This is a genomic window from Gracilibacillus kekensis, from assembly GCF_900143085.1.
Taxonomy (GTDB): Bacteria; Bacillota; Bacilli; order Bacillales; family Amphibacillaceae; genus Gracilibacillus; species Gracilibacillus kekensis.
The window spans coordinates 149,254-165,076 of the sequence record NZ_FRCZ01000002.1 but is presented as its reverse complement, the minus strand read 5'-3'; the positions used below and the strand labels follow the sequence as shown (position 1 = coordinate 165,076).

Below are 15,823 nucleotides of genomic sequence, written 5' to 3'. Positions count from 1 at the left end.
ATAAGCACCGAGCATTTTAGCTCGGTGCTTTCTTTTGCACTCTTAAAACATACTGGTAGAGTGTTTAGGCTGAATTCTCGCTTTGGGATCCATATATGCTTTTGCATTATTCACGGCAGTTGGACCTTCCCCAAAACCAGCAGCAATTAAATTAACCTTTCCATCATACGTACAGATATCACCTGCAGCATAAATACCTGGTACATTTGTTTCCATTTTGGAGTTGACGACTATACTGTTTTTATCAATTTCTAGTCCCCAATTTTTAATAGGCCCCAATGAAGATATAAATCCATAATTCACGAGAACATCATCTACATCAAGTACTATTTCCTTATCGCCCTTCACTTCTTTTAGGCGAACTTGATCAATTTTTTCCTGTCCAATTAAACTCTCGGGAACATATGGTGTTAAAAGATTCACATTGGAATTCATTAAATTTTCTACGCTTGCCTCGTGGGCACGGAATTTGTCACGACGGTGTACTAAGGTCACTTCTTCTGCAATAGGTTCAAGCATCAATGCCCAATCAACTGCTGAGTCACCACCACCAAACAGTACCACTTTTTTATCACGGAACTTATCCATATTATCTACGAAGTAGTGCAAGTTTTTATCTTCAAAATTTTCAGCGTTCGTAATTGCTAATTTTCTCGGTTGGAATGCGCCATTACCACCTGTAATAATAATTACTTTTGAGTAATGTACCTCAGAAGAAGTTGTAATACGGAAGGTATCATCTTCCAGTCGTTCTACTCGATCTACCGATTGATTTAAAACAATTTCCGGCTTGAATAAATCGGTTTGTTCTTTTAAATTATCTACGAGTTCCTGTGCACGAACTTTCGGAAAGCCAGCTATATCATAAATATATTTTTCTGGATATAGTGCACTGAGCTGTCCACCGATTTGCGGTAAACTCTCGATAATTTTAACCGATGATTGTCTTAACCCACCATAAAATGCAGTGAATAATCCGACTGGACCAGCCCCGATTATTGTTATATCGTAAACTTGATTTGACATATTTAGATTCCCCCTAATGCTTACATCAATGCAATATATTTTAACATAATCGTTACTATGATGTCATTATAACAAGTTATAAATCTAAATTTTATGAGATCATCTAAATACGAAATTTAGTTTTTAATAAAAAATACAAAAAAGTAAATCTAGGGTTGAAAAATGTCGTAAAAAAGTCTAACATATAATATGGACTAATTATTATTCACTCATACCTTTATATGGTAGTACGTGAAGAATATCACGAAATGTAACAAAAAAATACTTTAAATGGATGTGAGAAAGATGAATCAACCCAAAATAGTAATTCTTGGAGCAGGCTATGGTGGACTTACAACAGTAGCAAAGCTACAAAAAAAATTAGGGGTAAACGATGCACATATTACACTTGTAAACAAGAACGATTACCACTATGAATCTACTTGGTTGCATGAAGCTGCTGCAGGAACGTTACACCATGATCGAAGTCGTGTTAAAATCACGGATTTAATTAATTCGGCAAAGGTTAACTTTGTTCAAGACACCGTAACTGCGATCAAACCAGATGAGAAGAAAGTTGAATTACAAGATGGTGAATTAGAATATGATTATCTTGTCGTTGGATTAGGCTTTGAAGCAGCAACATTCGGTATTCCTGGACTTTTAGAAAATGCGTTTACGATTGGAAGTATTAATAAAGCACGTTTAATTCGTCAACACATAGAACATCAATTTGCTCAATATAACAATGAGCCAGAGGCAAAACAAGAACGTCTTAACCTCATTGTCGGTGGTGGTGGTTTTACCGGTATCGAATTTGTTGGGGAATTAGCAAATCGCATTCCTGAATTATGTGAAGAGTATGATATTGACCGCAGTAAAGTTCGCTTAATTGTCGTCGAAGCAATGGATACCATTATGCCAGGCTTTGATCCGGACTTAATCGAATATGCGATGAATTCTTTAGAAGCACGTGGTGTTGAATTCAAGTTAGGTGCGTTTTTGAAAGAAGTACGTGCTGACGGTATTACGGTAGAACAAAATGGTGAGAAAGAAGATATCGCCACAATGACTACTGTATGGGCAGCGGGTGTTCGTGCCAATCATTTAGTAGAAGAATCTTCATTAGAGGATAATCGCGGTAAAGTGGAAGTAACGCCAGAATTACGTGCACCATCGCATGAAGATGTGTTTGTTGTTGGTGATTGTGCATTAGTGTGGAATAAAGAAATCGATCGTCCATATCCACCAACTGCTCAAATTGCTATGCAAGAAGCGGAGGTTTGTGCTCATAATTTAGTTGCACTTGTAAAAGGTGGAGAATTAGAGCACTTTGAATTCATTAACCGTGGGACTGTTTGCTCTTTAGGTGAAGACGATGCAATGGGTTCAATCTTCGGTGGTAAGAAAATCTATGGCTGGACTGCTTCGTTTATGAAGAAAGTAATCGACAACCGTGCATTGTACAAAATCGGTGGAGTTGGATTAGTGTTGAAAAAAGGAAAATTTAATATCTTATAATAGAAATAAAAGCAGAGGATAATTCCTCTGCTTTTTTAACAGAGCCTTAAAATACTGTCTATATATTTACAAAACATTGAACATTATTGCATCGATTCGAACTCCGTTATAAAATAGGAGAAGTTCATTAGTTTGGAGATAATGGAAGAGGAGTAGACAAATGATTCAACTTTTTATTTCAGTACTATTATTCTTTGTTTTATTTTTTGGAATTAGTTTTATTTTAAATATGATCTTAAGACAAACTTGGTTAATGGCCTTTGTTTTTCCACTTATCGTAATGTTAATTATAGATACATTTCCTTTTTCTACATATTTTACAGATCCAGGATATGCTTTTAGTACATTAGGGAATGAGTTCATCACATTAGGTATACAGGATGCAATTATTTTATTATCTGGTTTTATCGGAACAATAGTTGCTGGAATGGTCATTAAGTTCTTGCGAAAAAATGGTTATCAGATGTTTTAAGAAAAGCATACATGTATAAAAACTTTTGTAACTGGAAAAGATGACACATAGAAAGGTGTGATCTTTTCATGTTTTTATGGAAAATAGCAAAAAAAGTGTTGTTACTATTGCTATTTATGTATGCCCTGATGTCTAGTTTTACCATGGTATCTAATGTATCTGCTAAGGAAGTCTTCACTAGTTTAACAGAGGATAATGAACAATCATTCGATATACAACGTCAAAGAGATCGCGAAATTATCGAAAAAAAGAAATATATGAAACATTTAACTGATCGAGTGACATATATTTCGAGTGAGCAAGTTACTGGTCCAGCAACGCTAGAAGAGACAATAGATTTCAATGAATATGAAAAAAGAAATGTGGTAGCAACTGGTTATACTGCAGGTGTAGAGTCAACTGGGAAAACACCAGACCATCCTGCATATGGTATTACCTATTCCGGAGTAAAAGTCACCAGAGATTTATATTCTACTATTGCTGCTGATCTTACTATTTTTCCGCTAGGTACGATTTTATATATTCCAGACTATGGTTATGGAATAGTTGCAGATAAGGGTGGGGCGATAAAAGGCAATAAAATTGATCTATATTACCCTTCAGTAAAAGATGTATATGATCAGTGGGGGAAGAAATCAGTAGACGTTTATGTAGTTGAGTATGGTGATGGTAAATTAACTGAGGAAGCTCTATCAAACTTAAATAACACAGAAGCACTACAGGTATTCCGCCATCAATACAAAGCTGAATAAAAAAACAGCCAATCAGGCTGTTTTTTTTATACTTATTAAAACACGTAAAAATGTTCTTCACAGGATAAGGACTTCTCTTGACGGGATATCTCCTGCGCTTAACGGGATAATAAGTTTTCTTGGCAGGATAAGTTGACTTATCCTGTGAAGAGATCACTTTATCCCGTGAAGACCATGAATTATCCTGTCTACAATACTACATTTCCGATAAAGAGAATCAACTCTTAATGAAGTTCCCAGTTTCTCTCCAATAAAGTTAGAATAGGGGAAATAGTAAAAAGGCTAGGATAATTCCGGTTAAACCACCGAAAAATACTTCGATCGGCTGATGTCCTAACAATTCCTTTAGCTCTTTTTGTTTCTCGTATTCCCCTTTTTTGGACCATCCCTTTGCCTCTGAAACAAAATGATGAAAATCCTTTGCTAACATATTTAATAATATTGCTTGTTCCCCTGCTTGTCTGCGAATTCCCGTGGCATCAAACATAATAATTATGGCAAACACACAGGATACAGCAAATAATCCTGAAGAAACCCCGTGTTCAATTCCAATACCTGTAGATAGTGCAGTTACTGCAGCAGAGTGACTACTTGGCATTCCACCTGTACTAAATGCTAGACCAGGTTTAAATTCTTTGGTGGCAACAAGGTGTAGGGGAACTTTAACAATCTGAGCAAAAGTAATGGCAAATAATGCCGCCCATAGCGGGAAATTTCCTAAAAGTTCCAATTAGTAACATCCTCTCTGACTCTTAGATGAATTAGTTTATCACAGTGTAATCGTCCTTCATGCTCGTACTTAAAATATTCGCTAAAAAGTAAAGTAGGAATAATCAGACAATTTATGTATTCTTTAATATGAATCATAGATCTCTCACTTTTTCTTTAACATTATAGCATAGCTTTTTAATATTTTATATGGATTCACCAAGCAATTAACAAGCATTTAATAAAGAAAATGGTGAGAATGTTATCTCACCATTTCCTTCTCATAATGTAAACTTCCTTTTGCTAAGATCCGCGGAAGTTTTACACTCATTCCTACTTTTACTTTATTGCTGCATCAAGTGAAACTTCTATCATGTCATTGAAGGTTGTTTGACGTTCTTCGGAAGTGGTTTCTTCACCAGTAATAATATGATCAGAAACAGTCAGGACTGATAAAGCATTGCGATTAAATTTCGCTGCTAATGAATATAATGCAGTAGTCTCCATTTCAATTGCTAATACATTATATTGATCAAGAAGTTCCAAAAGCTCCTTCATTTTATCACGGTAAAAGCTATCACTTGTGAAGACATTTCCCACTCTTAATGAAAGTCCCTTATTTACTCCAGTATCATAAGCGTTCTTCAGTAACTCAAAACTGGCTGTTGGTGCATAATCAATGCCACCAAATACCATGCGATTCATTTGAGAATCAGTTGACGATGTACTTGCTAGAATAACGTCACGGACTTTTACATCCTTTTGAATGGCACCACATGTACCTACTCGAATTAGATTTTGAACATCATAACTCTGAATTAATTCATTTACATAAATTGATATAGAAGGGACTCCCATTCCAGTACCTTGCACAGAAATATCTTTCCCTTTATAAGTACCAGTAAAACCTAACATCCCTCGTACTTCATTATAACAAGTAACATTCTCTAAAAAGTTTTCAGCAATATATTTAGCTCTTAATGGATCACCAGGAAGTAAAATAGTATCTGCTATTTCACCTTTTTTTGCTCCAATATGTACACTCATGTTATAGCCCTCCTTAAAGGCAAATCGTTATAGTAAGAAAATATCATATAAAAAATTGAAATACAAATGGTATCCTTTACACTGTAAAGGGAAAATTTTATTTTTTAGTTTCTTAAATTGTCTTTATCGTATATAATAGAATTAGTTAGTCATTTCACAAGTTTGGAAAAAAGTTGACTGTTTAATGATGATCGATTGATGAGGAGGAATTTTTTTATGAAAGAACAATCTTTTACTATCCAAAGTGACACAGGAATTCACGCACGACCAGCTACCTTGTTAGTAAATAAAGCTGGGCAATATGAATCACATGTGGAATTACATTATAATGGTAAAACAGTAAATTTAAAATCTATCATGGGTGTTATGTCATTAGGTGTTCCAAAAGGAGCAGAAATTCGCATTACCGTAGATGGTAATGATGAAGAGCAAGCACTTGAAGGAATCGCAGAAACAATTGAAGAGCATCTGGGTAAATAATAAGAAGCGTATGTATTCTTGATAAAAGGAAACGAAGTGATTGGCGAATCAGATGATTTTTTACAAACAAAAATACAAAACTTCATCCGAATTTCCCTTTCTTTTAGGAAAAAGCTAGTTTTTATACTAGCTTTTTTTTATGTTATAATGAACTCTTAGTATAATGAAAAAAGGGAAGTGTTTTGACTATGATGGAATTTCTTTATTTCCCAGAAGATAAATCACTATATATACCTGCCATAATAAGTCTGATAATATTCTTTGCCGGTGCATTAGTGGCGATGTACTTTTTTAAAAAAGCTTCGAAAAAAGAAGAAGAAAAATGGGAAAAAGAGTTTAAGAACAGGAATGAATGATTATCCTCTGTAATCTTTGTCCATAATAGTAGTGGACAAGATAAGAGGAGTCGATCATCAAATGAATTGGAAATTACTTTTAGTGAGTTTTTTGTTTCTATCTTTTTTAATTGGTTGCCAAAGTGACGAGCGATCACCTTTAGAAGTTCGTTTATTTAATGTTGATAAAGATGCAGTCGGGACTGCAACCTTTAAGGAACAAGAAGATAAAGTTACCGTACAAATTAAGGTTGAGGCTATGGAACAAGGTTTGCATGGCGTTCATATACATGAATATCCAAAATGTGAAGGGCCAGACTTTCAATCTGCTGGTAACCACTTTAATCCTGAAGGCAAAGAACATGGCCTTATGCATCCTGATGGTGCTCATTTGGGTGATATGCCTAACCTTGAAATAGAAGCAGATGGAACAGCTGATGTTGAATTCGAGTTACCTGGAGTAACATTAATGGACGGAGAGAAATCTTTGTTACGAGAAGACGGGACATCTATTATCATTCATTCAGCTCAGGATGATGGGGTTTCACAACCGGCTGGTGATGCTGGTGAACGAATCGTATGTGGCGCAATATCTCTTGATGAAGCAACACCAGAAAAACCAACAGATCCAACAGAATCCAATGAAGAAAAAGAATAACAAGCTGTGTAGGAATGCGAAGCAAAGCGTAAAAGGTTTTTTCTCGATTAATCGAGGAAAAACCTTCATTTTGCGTTTGAAATACAAAAATTGCTGCTGCATATAAGCAGGATTATACGACGTAACTTTGGTAGCAATTTTGAAAAGGTATATGTGCGTGGTAACCACTTCGGCTTGCCCACTTCCCTTTTACCACGGGCACAAGTGCAACATCTACTCAAGCAAGCTTTCGTAGTGTTTTCTATGCAGTGGGCTTTTCCCTTCAGCTAACTTTTCCATTCAAAAACCGCATGGAAAAGTGGATCTTCAGGGAAAACGATCCCACAGGAGTGGAAGTGGCCGCCTACGCTGAATGAAGTTCTACAAAGATAGCTAGTGCTAGCATATTGGATTGTTAAAGATATGAACAGCTTTTGTTAATTATCGTAAGTAGGCTAAAAAATTCATAGGCTATATTGAATAATGCGAATATGATTATTTTTACTGGAGTTGTAAAGCATTAAAAAGCGCAGGCGTCGGCTTTCACTCTTGCGGGATGTTTTTATCCGAAGATCCACTTTTTAAGTGCCCTTTGCTTAAAAAGTTAGCTGAGGAGAAAAACCCGCGGAAAGGGAAGCCGACAAGCCGAAGCGGTAGCAAAGCATATATAAAATCTCATAATTACCACTACAATAGTGTCGTATAATCCTGCTTATACGCAATGGTCAAAGATTTAATGATGGACCACTTTTTTGTTTTATGAATGACCTGTGCCTGTAATTGATAATGAAAATGCCCATTCAATTAAAAGGTAAATTGAATGGGCGAAAATTATTCATTCAGTTTTAGAAAATATATTACAGCCTATTCAAGGCTCTGATTATTCGGTTGGTGCCTTCTTTGACACTTTCAAGTGGGCATGCGATATTCATCCGCATAAAGCCATTGCCTTCTTCTCCAAAAGAGGCACCGTCATTCAATCCAACTTTTGCTTCGTTTTGCAGAAACTTTTTTAAGTCGTCTTGTGAAAGATTCAATGATCTAAAATCCAGCCAAACTAAATACGTACCCTCTGGTTGGAAAACCTTTACTTCTTTATGACTAGAAAAAGCTTTTGTCAGGTAATTTAGATTTACCTGTAATTGTTCCATCAATCCATTTAACCAATTTCGTCCATCCTCGTATGCTGCTTCTAACGCAGTAATACCCATTGTGTTTAAAATATGCATACCTTGTTTGTGAAACGTTTTTTCTAATGCCTCACGTTTTTGTTTATTGCTAACAATTGCATAGGATACTTGCAAGCCGGCTAAGTTAAATGTTTTAGTTGGTGACATACACGTGATAATATTGTCTTTCATTTCTGGATCAATATTCGCGATTGGCAAATGTTGATTAGGGGAAAATACAAGGTCTGCATGGATTTCATCTGATAAAATTAGCACATCGTATTTTTTACATAAATCTACCATTCTTGTTAATTCACCTTTTGTCCATACTCTTCCTACTGGATTATGAGGGTTACATAATATAAAAGCTTTGACACCCTGTTTTAATTTATTTTCAAAGTCATCAAAATCGATCTTGTAAGTATCACCGTCTAACACTAGCTGGTTTTTTTCTAATTTGCGATCATGATTTTTCACGATATCATAAAAAGGAGGATAAACGGGTGTCTGGATTAATACTTTGTCTCCAACCTCTGTAAATGTTTGGATGGCCATATATAAGGTCGCGATCACACCTGGACTGTAGAGAATGGATGCTCTATTGACTTCCCAATTATGTTTATAGGTTAACCAATCAATTATTGTGTCTTGCAGGGCAATGTCGGTAAAAGTATAACCAAAAACTCCATGTTTGGCTCGTTCTGTAAGTGCTTGTGTAACCGCAGGTGGAGCTTCAAAATCCATATCAGCTACCCACATCGGTAGTACGTCTTCGTCTCCGTATAAAGACTTCACAAGATCCCACTTAACAGCCCTTGTGTTTCTTCTTTCTATATGTTTATCAAAAGAAAAATGCATTCTTTTCACTCCTTCGATCGTATTTTTAATCATGGTGTATACGTCTTAAGTATCCCGCTTCAAAGTTCGAGTTATAACAAAGAGGTAAAGTGAGGATAAACGAAAGCTAACTTCATGATAAGTTTCGCTAACAGACTAAAGCCGCCTCTGGTTAAAGTCACATAGTATACTTCTATCTAACCATATTGATTGATAGAAAAAAAGTTTAATGCTTCACATTTTTTACCTTTTTTGCAATATAATTCGGAGCTTCTTCAGGGATTAAATGTCCTATCTTATCAAGTAAAGTCAATGAAGAATTAGGTAAGAAGCGTAATAATTCGTATCCAATGGTAAAAGGGATAATTTCATCGTTTTTTCCCCAGAGAATGGTACAAGGTGTATGAATGTTTAGTAATTCATATTCCGAAAGGTCGCCTTGATGATCATTTAATATTTTTATTAAACATGGATAGATCTTTTTGTCTAAGAATGGTTCTTTATATTGTTGTAACATTTCATCAGTAATAAACTGATCATGATACATGGAATGTCGTAACATTTCATATACGCCTTTTCTTTTTAATAGTTGATGTGCAATAAATGGAGAAAATGGATTATGGCAGATAAAACGAGAAAATAAATGAGACTTTCTCATAAAACTTGTAGGTGAAAGTAAAAACAAATGCTGAATTTGTTCCTTGTATTGAAAAGTATATCGTAAAGCGATTTGTCCCCCCATTGAATGTCCAATTATAGTTATTTTATTTATATCTAATGTTCTTAGTATAAATGAAATGACATCCACCATATGATCATACGAGTACAGACAAGAATCCGATTTTTCACTTTTTCCAAAAGGTGGTAGATCGATAGCGATTAACTGATAATTTTTTTCTAATAATGGTATTAATTTTCGAAAGCAATAGGTAGAGGCTAAGAAACCATGAAGTAATAAAATAGTAGGTTTTGTGGGATTTTTGATAAGTTGATAATTTATATGATGACCTTGGTATGTAATCATGTGATTCATTGTGTTTACCTCACTTAGAAAAAAAATAAGCAAAGCGATTGATCGCTTTGCTATCCAGGGGGAATACGAGAAAGTCTTACATGTTTATATAATGCCCGTTTTTAAAATTTTTAAACCTTTCTTTTATAAAAAAAAATTTTCGCTTTCTTTTGCTATTTTTATTCCTAATATGCTAACATTATTTAATGTTCAAAACTAATAAAATGGCAAGAAATTTACGAGGAGTTGGAAATATGTCTGAAGAATTTCATGTAGGAGATGTAGTGGAAGGTGTAATTACAGGTGTACAACCATATGGTGCATTTGTCTCTATCAGTGATGAGGTACAAGGGTTAATTCATATATCAGAAGTTAAAAATGGCTTTGTCAAAGATATATCTGACCATGTCCATGAAGGTGATAAAGTAAAAGTAAAGATACTCGAAATCGATGAAAATGAAAATAAATATGCTCTATCGATACGTGCTTTAGAACCTGAAAGACCGGAACCTAAAAATGAAAATGCGATTTCAGAAAAAGAAGGGGAACACGGTTTTAATACCTTAAAAGATAAGTTAAAAGAATGGATTAAACAATCCGAATAATACAAAAAAACCAACAACCACCCAGGGTTGTTGGTTTTTTATGCTTTTCATCTTTCATTGGAGTCAAATAGAAATGCAATACTGACGAGTCCTGCTATACCAACTAAAGTATAGATAACTCTTGCAAAGGCTCCTTCTTGACTTCCGCCACCGAAAAGGGTAGCAACTAAGTCAAATTGAAAAAGACCAATCAACCCCCAATTGATAGCGCCAACGATGATGAGAATTAATGCTAATTTTTTCATGTATGGTTAACTCCTTTCTGTTAATAAGAGAATGTCAAACCACGGTTTTTTAAAATACTTAAGATCAAAGAATCATGGAGTGTATCAATAGAATCTTTCTAAAAAACCGATTATTGTCTCAACTATTGATTAGCTGTAACACCATTGGTTCATTTCTATTTTGCGGTCTTTTTTGAAAAATATACAAAATATGAATCAGTTATTTCTTGAGATTTAGAAATTTTGCCTATTTTTCAAACACTCTAATATCGCAATGCTTGATTTACATTGCAGGATTCGGTACATTTAAATAGTGATAAAAATTATTGGAGGTTACTAAAACATGACACATGTACGCTTTGATTATGAGAAAGCACTAACTTTTTTTGGTGAACATGAATTAGATTATTTAAAAGAACCGGTAAAGTTAGCGCATGAAATGGTACATAACAAAACTGGTGCAGGAAATGACTTTTTAGGTTGGGTAGACCTTCCAACTGACTACGACAAAGAAGAGTTTGCACGCATTAAAAAGTCTGCTGAAAAAATCAAATCAGATTCGGATGTTCTTTTAGTAGTGGGTATTGGTGGTTCATACTTAGGAGCACGCGCAGCAATTGAAATGTTAAATCATTCTTTTTATAACGAATTATCTAAAGATCAACGTGATACACCACAAGTATTCTTCGTTGGGAATAGTATTAGTGCTGCTTATATCAATGATCTTTTTGATGTATTAAAAGATAAAGACGTTTCAGTAAATGTTATTTCTAAAAGTGGAACAACAACAGAACCTGCAATTGCCTTCCGTATTTTCCGTAAGTTTCTAGAAGAAAAATATGGCGTTGACGAAGCAAAGGGACGTATTTATGCAACAACAGATAAAGCAAAAGGTGCTCTAAAAACATTGGCGAATGAAGAAGGGTATGAGAGCTTTGTCATCCCTGATGATGTAGGTGGGCGTTACTCGGTTCTTACTGCTGTAGGTTTATTGCCAATTGCCGTAAGTGGTGTAGATATTGATGAGATGATGCAAGGTGCACAAAAAGCACAGGTTGAATTAAGTGAAGCAGATCTTGCTAAAAATCCTGCATACCAATATGCAGCAGTTCGAAATGTACTTTACAACAAAGGGAAAACCATTGAAATGTTAATTAATTATGAACCAGCACTACAATATTTCTCTGAATGGTGGAAGCAGTTATATGGAGAAAGTGAAGGGAAAGACTTTAAAGGAATTTATCCATCTTCCGCCAACTTCTCAACAGACCTTCATTCATTAGGTCAGTATGTACAGGAAGGCCGTCGTGATATCTTTGAAACGGTTCTGCATGTAGAAGAGCCAAAATCAAACATTACGATTGAAAAAGAAGACCAGGATTTAGATGGTCTTAACTATTTAGTTGGTGAAACATTAGACTTTGTAAATGAAAAAGCATTCCAAGGTACATTGCTTGCTCATACAGATGGTGAAGTGCCAAACTTATTAGTACATTTACCAAAACTTGACGCATATACTTTCGGTTATGTTGTTTACTTCTTTGAAAAAGCCTGTGCAATCAGTGGATACCTCTTAGGTGTAAATCCATTTGATCAGCCGGGTGTAGAAGCATATAAGAAAAATATGTTTGCACTGTTAGGTAAGCCAGGATTTGAAGAAGAAAAAGCAAAATTAGAAAAACGTCTATAAAGATGTAAAAACCTCCCATTTTATTTTAAAATGGGAGGTTTTTAATATAGGTGAAGTTTATAAGTAGACACAAATTGCGAAGTTGTGACAATTTTGAACGTATGATGAATGCTAGGCAAAAGCTCCGTCCATTTACTTCGCTTTCCGCGGGCACGGCTTCAACTTCCTCGGAAAGCAAAGATCGCTTTCCTGCGGGATTTTCAGCTCGCGCTATTCCCGCTGGAGTCTTCGTAAATGGACTACGCTTAATAGTGTTCTACAAATTTATAGCCAGCTAGAATGTTGATATCACAGCATATTTACTCGTACTTGAACAGATATCTAACAAAGCGGAGGAAAAATGCGACACTCCTGGGGGAACAGCACGAGCTGAACATCCACTTTGGAAAGTGGTTTTCTTTCCGAAGTTAGCTGAAGCCGTGCCCCCGGAAAGGGAGTGTTTTTCCGTAGCGTTGGATTAGCACTCATCTCAATACTTTTGTCAATTATCCTATGTCAATTACTTCACAGTTTAGTTTTACTATAAATATAGTCTGGATTCACATAAAAGAAGTATATTTTGGCATCCTAAGTATAAAAGGGGTGAATGCTTTGTTGGAGTTAGATTCGACCGTTGAGAATAAAGTGTTTTTTTATCGCGAAGTAAAGCGAATACTAGAGAAAGAAGGATATGCTTTAGGCGGTGCTTGGGAGTATGACCATGGATATTTTGACTATAAATTGGCTAATGATGAGGGCTATCATTTTCTTCGTGTACCATTTCATTCGCTTAAAGGGGAAATCGAAAATGATAATGCAGTAATTCAAATGGATAAGCCCTATATCTTAACCCATCGTTATCAGGACGATGTAGATGCTTATGCAGAGAGTAGTGTTATTCAAGCTTCCTTTAACCAGTTTCAAACACCAGTAGAAAAAGATGCAGATATACCAACTCCATATATTGAAAAAGGAAAAATAGTATTGCAGAACCTAGAAGTATTGCTTGAACAGTTATAGTAAGAATAATAGTTTGAAAAATGTTTAGGAAGATCTTCTCTCCAAAACAGTCTACAGGAGTTGAAGTGCGCTCAATGAGTGCAAATACTAGTACTGTGGAACGTTGCTGATAAGGTGAGTCTTCAATCAGTGGGAGTTTAAAGCTTCCACTGATTGTTGCCTTCATCTTCTTTTATTTAGATCCATCCCTTTCAAATAAATAAGTCTGTCTCCTTTTTGCATAATTAATGAAAAGGAGGGATGTAGTATCATCTCATCATTTCGAATCAGTCCAATTAACCATTTTTTTTCTTGCAGGTATGTTTGGGCACAATAATAAAATTCATGATCTGTTAACGCTCCTTCAATCAAATGAGAACAGAATTGTTGTTCTTCCAGTGTCTTTGCTATAATATCTGTAACTTGGACATCTTTTTGAAATAAGGACTGATAAAACAACGAACTCATAAAATTATTGGAGCGGAGCACAACATTGCTCCCTGCTCTAATAGCATTTATTCTTTGTACTTCAGTAAGAATTTCTGAAATAATGTGCACTGTTGGATGATTTCCTCGCGCAGCAATGATATTAAGAATGGTTTGCCGATCCGCTTCTTCCTCCGTCATGGAAGGATCTGCAGTGATGACCACAAAATTTGCTTGTTCGATGTTCGCTTTTTTCAATGTTTCGTCTGATGTAGGTTGTCCATGTATAAAATGTATGTGATGATCTTGATAGGAGATCTTATTTAATGTATGGTCAATTAATACAGTATCTGTCTTAAAATGTTGCTCTTTGAACATTTGAATTAATTGCTTAGTACGTTCATTCCACCCAATCAGGATTGTGTGATTTGCACCTTTAAACGACACTTTCCCATCGGTTAGATCTTTTTCATGTTTTATAGTACCAGCAGATAAAGTAGCCATATAGAAAGTAACTAAGCCACCACCCGCCAGAATTAATATTATTCCTATTAACTTGCCTAAAAAACTCAAAGGCACGTAATCACCGTAACCTACCGTTGATCCAGTGACAAAGGACCACCAGACACCATCAAAAATGGTTGGGAAATGACTAGGCTCTATTAAATGTATTAAATAACCAAATAATAGCATTAAGAGGCTAACGCTGAATAGCAATCGAACGATAATAGGAAGATGGAAATAAAATTGAATCCATTTATTCCAGAGCATGTCATCACCTTTTTTAGTATTAGTGTTCACCACATACAATTGCTTATTCAATCTATTTTAGGAGTGATTTTAAATGGAAAAAGATTTTTTGCAAGAATTATTACATACCCCGTCACCATCAAGTATGGAGATGACCATTCAGAAAAAGTGGATGAAATATGTTGCACCTTATGCTGATGAAATTCGTACAGATCATGCAGGAAATGTGATTGCAGTAGTGAATGAAAAGGCGGATTTTCATTTACTCTTGGCTGGTCATTGTGATGAAGTTGCTTTTATAGTTAACCGTATTGATGATAATGGATTTGTTTATGTGGAAAAAATGGGTGGTATTAACCCGAAGTCAGCAATTGGAATGAAAGTAGAGTTATTAGGATCGGAAAAGAGTGTAAAAGGTGTTATAGGAGTGAACGCACAACACCATGGTGGTTTAAAAGGTGATTTTGGTATAGAAGATTTATTTATCGACTGTGGAGCCACTTCTAAAGAAGAACTGGAACGCGATATTCAAATTGGAGATCTTGTAGTGTACCGTCGTACTTCAGAAATATTAAACGATCGATATATTTCTGGGAGAGGTCTCGATAACCGTACGGGTGCTTTTATTGTTGCAGAAGTGATCAAGCGAATAAAGGATCAAAAACTCAATATCGGAATTTACGGAGTTAGTACAGTAAATGAGGAAACGAACATGGGTGGAGCCTATTTTGCGGCAGCCGGACTGAAACCAGATGCAGCGTTAGCATTAGACGTGACATTTGCTACAGATTATCCGTCTGTAGATAGACGTAAACATGGTGATATCCGACTAGATGGAGGACCTGTGCTAGCAAAAGGTGCACCAATAAACAGAAAGTTAAATCAGATCTTAGAAAGAACAGCAAAAAAATTAGAAATGAACGTACAATATGAATTAACGCCAAGACATACCGGAACAGATGCCGACAAAATGCGTTTGACTGGCAACGGTGTACCTGTCAGTTTAGTGTCCTTACCACTACGGTATATGCATTCTCCGGTTGAAACAGCAAGTTTAAAAGATATCGAAGAAGAAATTGAACTGTTAGTAGAACTGATTACAAACATGAAGGGAACGGAAAGCTTAAACCCGTTAGAGGATTAAAATAAAGGTTGACATAATATGTTAAAAACCA

Annotated in this window: 17 protein-coding genes; 10 read left to right on the top strand and 7 right to left on the bottom strand. The window is 35.5% G+C overall.

Translation table 11 applies throughout. The annotated features are described in order from the left end of the window. Nucleotides 1-42 precede the first annotated feature (42 nt). Nucleotides 43-1,026: an NAD(P)/FAD-dependent oxidoreductase gene (locus tag BUC25_RS06300; protein WP_073200853.1), complete on the bottom strand. Its 984-nt coding sequence runs from the start codon at nt 1,024-1,026 to the stop codon at nt 43-45. A gap of 285 nt (nt 1,027-1,311) precedes the next feature. Between BUC25_RS06300 and BUC25_RS06295 the strand changes: the two genes are divergently transcribed. The 3 genes from BUC25_RS06295 to BUC25_RS06285 all read left to right on the top strand — a co-directional run bounded on the left by BUC25_RS06295 (nt 1,312) and on the right by BUC25_RS06285 (nt 3,750). Further along, nucleotides 1,312-2,526: an NAD(P)/FAD-dependent oxidoreductase gene (locus tag BUC25_RS06295; RefSeq protein WP_073200851.1), complete on the top strand. Its 1,215-nt coding sequence runs from the start codon at nt 1,312-1,314 to the stop codon at nt 2,524-2,526. Between the two features lie 160 nt (nt 2,527-2,686). After that, nucleotides 2,687-2,998, top strand: coding sequence for a YuiB family protein (locus BUC25_RS06290; RefSeq protein WP_073200849.1), 312 nt, complete (start codon nt 2,687-2,689; stop codon nt 2,996-2,998). 68 nt (nt 2,999-3,066) lie between these two features. Continuing rightward, nucleotides 3,067-3,750, top strand: a complete 684-nt coding sequence (locus BUC25_RS06285) for a 3D domain-containing protein (RefSeq protein WP_073200847.1) — start codon at nt 3,067-3,069, stop codon at nt 3,748-3,750. A gap of 256 nt (nt 3,751-4,006) precedes the next feature. On the opposite strand, the gene BUC25_RS06280 is transcribed toward BUC25_RS06285, so the two are convergent. Together BUC25_RS06280 and deoD are read right to left on the bottom strand one after the other, a co-directional pair. After that, nucleotides 4,007-4,480 (bottom strand): divergent PAP2 family protein, encoded by a 474-nt coding sequence (locus BUC25_RS06280; protein WP_073200845.1) that lies wholly within the window; start codon nt 4,478-4,480, stop codon nt 4,007-4,009. Between the two features lie 317 nt (nt 4,481-4,797). Further along, the gene (gene deoD, locus BUC25_RS06275) at nt 4,798-5,505 is read right to left on the bottom strand and encodes a purine-nucleoside phosphorylase (protein ID WP_073200842.1); all 708 of its coding nucleotides are present in this window, start codon (nt 5,503-5,505) and stop codon (nt 4,798-4,800) included. A gap of 216 nt (nt 5,506-5,721) precedes the next feature. Between deoD and BUC25_RS06270 the strand changes: the two genes are divergently transcribed. From BUC25_RS06270 to BUC25_RS06265, 3 genes are all read left to right on the top strand, one after another. Further along, nucleotides 5,722-5,985: a phosphocarrier protein HPr gene (locus BUC25_RS06270; RefSeq protein WP_073200839.1), complete on the top strand. Its 264-nt coding sequence runs from the start codon at nt 5,722-5,724 to the stop codon at nt 5,983-5,985. Between the two features lie 188 nt (nt 5,986-6,173). Further along, the gene (locus BUC25_RS19305; RefSeq protein WP_170862655.1) at nt 6,174-6,341 is read left to right on the top strand and encodes a hypothetical protein; all 168 of its coding nucleotides are present in this window, start codon (nt 6,174-6,176) and stop codon (nt 6,339-6,341) included. 61 nt (nt 6,342-6,402) lie between these two features. Further along, on the top strand, nt 6,403-6,978 hold the full coding sequence (locus BUC25_RS06265; protein WP_073200837.1) for a superoxide dismutase family protein: 576 nt from the start codon (nt 6,403-6,405) through the stop codon (nt 6,976-6,978). Nucleotides 6,979-7,814: 836 nt separating this feature from the next. Here BUC25_RS06265 and BUC25_RS06260 read toward each other — a convergent pair. Together BUC25_RS06260 and BUC25_RS06255 are read right to left on the bottom strand one after the other, a co-directional pair. Beyond that, the gene (locus tag BUC25_RS06260) at nt 7,815-8,984 is read right to left on the bottom strand and encodes a MalY/PatB family protein (protein ID WP_073200835.1); all 1,170 of its coding nucleotides are present in this window, start codon (nt 8,982-8,984) and stop codon (nt 7,815-7,817) included. 205 nt (nt 8,985-9,189) lie between these two features. After that, nucleotides 9,190-9,996 (bottom strand): alpha/beta fold hydrolase, encoded by an 807-nt coding sequence (locus tag BUC25_RS06255; protein ID WP_073200834.1) that lies wholly within the window; start codon nt 9,994-9,996, stop codon nt 9,190-9,192. A gap of 233 nt (nt 9,997-10,229) precedes the next feature. On the opposite strand from BUC25_RS06255, the gene yugI reads away from it, so the two are divergent. Further along, entirely contained in the window at nt 10,230-10,580 is a 351-nt protein-coding gene (yugI, locus tag BUC25_RS06245; RefSeq protein WP_073200829.1) for a S1 domain-containing post-transcriptional regulator GSP13, read from the top strand. A 47-nt stretch (nt 10,581-10,627) separates the two neighbouring features. Here yugI and BUC25_RS06240 read toward each other — a convergent pair whose 3' ends face one another. Beyond that, nucleotides 10,628-10,825 (bottom strand): DUF378 domain-containing protein, encoded by a 198-nt coding sequence (locus tag BUC25_RS06240; RefSeq protein ID WP_073200827.1) that lies wholly within the window; start codon nt 10,823-10,825, stop codon nt 10,628-10,630. 322 nt (nt 10,826-11,147) lie between these two features. On the opposite strand from BUC25_RS06240, the gene BUC25_RS06235 reads away from it, so the two are divergent. Both BUC25_RS06235 and BUC25_RS06225 read left to right on the top strand, forming a co-directional pair. Beyond that, nucleotides 11,148-12,494: a glucose-6-phosphate isomerase gene (locus tag BUC25_RS06235; protein WP_073200825.1), complete on the top strand. Its 1,347-nt coding sequence runs from the start codon at nt 11,148-11,150 to the stop codon at nt 12,492-12,494. A 582-nt stretch (nt 12,495-13,076) separates the two neighbouring features. Continuing rightward, nucleotides 13,077-13,493: a YugN family protein gene (locus tag BUC25_RS06225; protein ID WP_244535149.1), complete on the top strand. Its 417-nt coding sequence runs from the start codon at nt 13,077-13,079 to the stop codon at nt 13,491-13,493. Between the two features lie 162 nt (nt 13,494-13,655). Here the strand turns inward: BUC25_RS06225 and BUC25_RS06220 are convergent, their stop codons facing one another. Beyond that, nucleotides 13,656-14,669 (bottom strand): potassium channel family protein, encoded by a 1,014-nt coding sequence (locus BUC25_RS06220; protein WP_073200819.1) that lies wholly within the window; start codon nt 14,667-14,669, stop codon nt 13,656-13,658. Between the two features lie 73 nt (nt 14,670-14,742). On the opposite strand from BUC25_RS06220, the gene BUC25_RS06215 reads away from it, so the two are divergent. Beyond that, nucleotides 14,743-15,792, top strand: coding sequence for a M20/M25/M40 family metallo-hydrolase (locus tag BUC25_RS06215; protein ID WP_073200817.1), 1,050 nt, complete (start codon nt 14,743-14,745; stop codon nt 15,790-15,792). The last annotated feature ends 31 nt before the right edge of the window (nt 15,793-15,823 follow it).

Coding starts and splice junctions, on each gene's coding strand:
- BUC25_RS06300 (WP_073200853.1), bottom strand. CDS start 1,026: ATGTCAAATCAAGTTTACGATATAACAATAATCGGGGCTGGTCCAGTC.
- BUC25_RS06295 (WP_073200851.1), top strand. CDS start 1,312: ATGAATCAACCCAAAATAGTAATTCTTGGAGCAGGCTATGGTGGACTT.
- BUC25_RS06290 (WP_073200849.1), top strand. CDS start 2,687: ATGATTCAACTTTTTATTTCAGTACTATTATTCTTTGTTTTATTTTTT.
- BUC25_RS06285 (WP_073200847.1), top strand. CDS start 3,067: ATGTTTTTATGGAAAATAGCAAAAAAAGTGTTGTTACTATTGCTATTT.
- deoD (WP_073200842.1), bottom strand. CDS start 5,505: ATGAGTGTACATATTGGAGCAAAAAAAGGTGAAATAGCAGATACTATT.
- BUC25_RS06270 (WP_073200839.1), top strand. CDS start 5,722: ATGAAAGAACAATCTTTTACTATCCAAAGTGACACAGGAATTCACGCA.
- BUC25_RS19305 (WP_170862655.1), top strand. CDS start 6,174: ATGATGGAATTTCTTTATTTCCCAGAAGATAAATCACTATATATACCT.
- BUC25_RS06265 (WP_073200837.1), top strand. CDS start 6,403: ATGAATTGGAAATTACTTTTAGTGAGTTTTTTGTTTCTATCTTTTTTA.
- BUC25_RS06260 (WP_073200835.1), bottom strand. CDS start 8,984: ATGCATTTTTCTTTTGATAAACATATAGAAAGAAGAAACACAAGGGCT.
- BUC25_RS06255 (WP_073200834.1), bottom strand. CDS start 9,996: ATGAATCACATGATTACATACCAAGGTCATCATATAAATTATCAACTT.
- yugI (WP_073200829.1), top strand. CDS start 10,230: ATGTCTGAAGAATTTCATGTAGGAGATGTAGTGGAAGGTGTAATTACA.
- BUC25_RS06240 (WP_073200827.1), bottom strand. CDS start 10,825: ATGAAAAAATTAGCATTAATTCTCATCATCGTTGGCGCTATCAATTGG.
- BUC25_RS06235 (WP_073200825.1), top strand. CDS start 11,148: ATGACACATGTACGCTTTGATTATGAGAAAGCACTAACTTTTTTTGGT.
- BUC25_RS06220 (WP_073200819.1), bottom strand. CDS start 14,669: ATGCTCTGGAATAAATGGATTCAATTTTATTTCCATCTTCCTATTATC.
- BUC25_RS06215 (WP_073200817.1), top strand. CDS start 14,743: ATGGAAAAAGATTTTTTGCAAGAATTATTACATACCCCGTCACCATCA.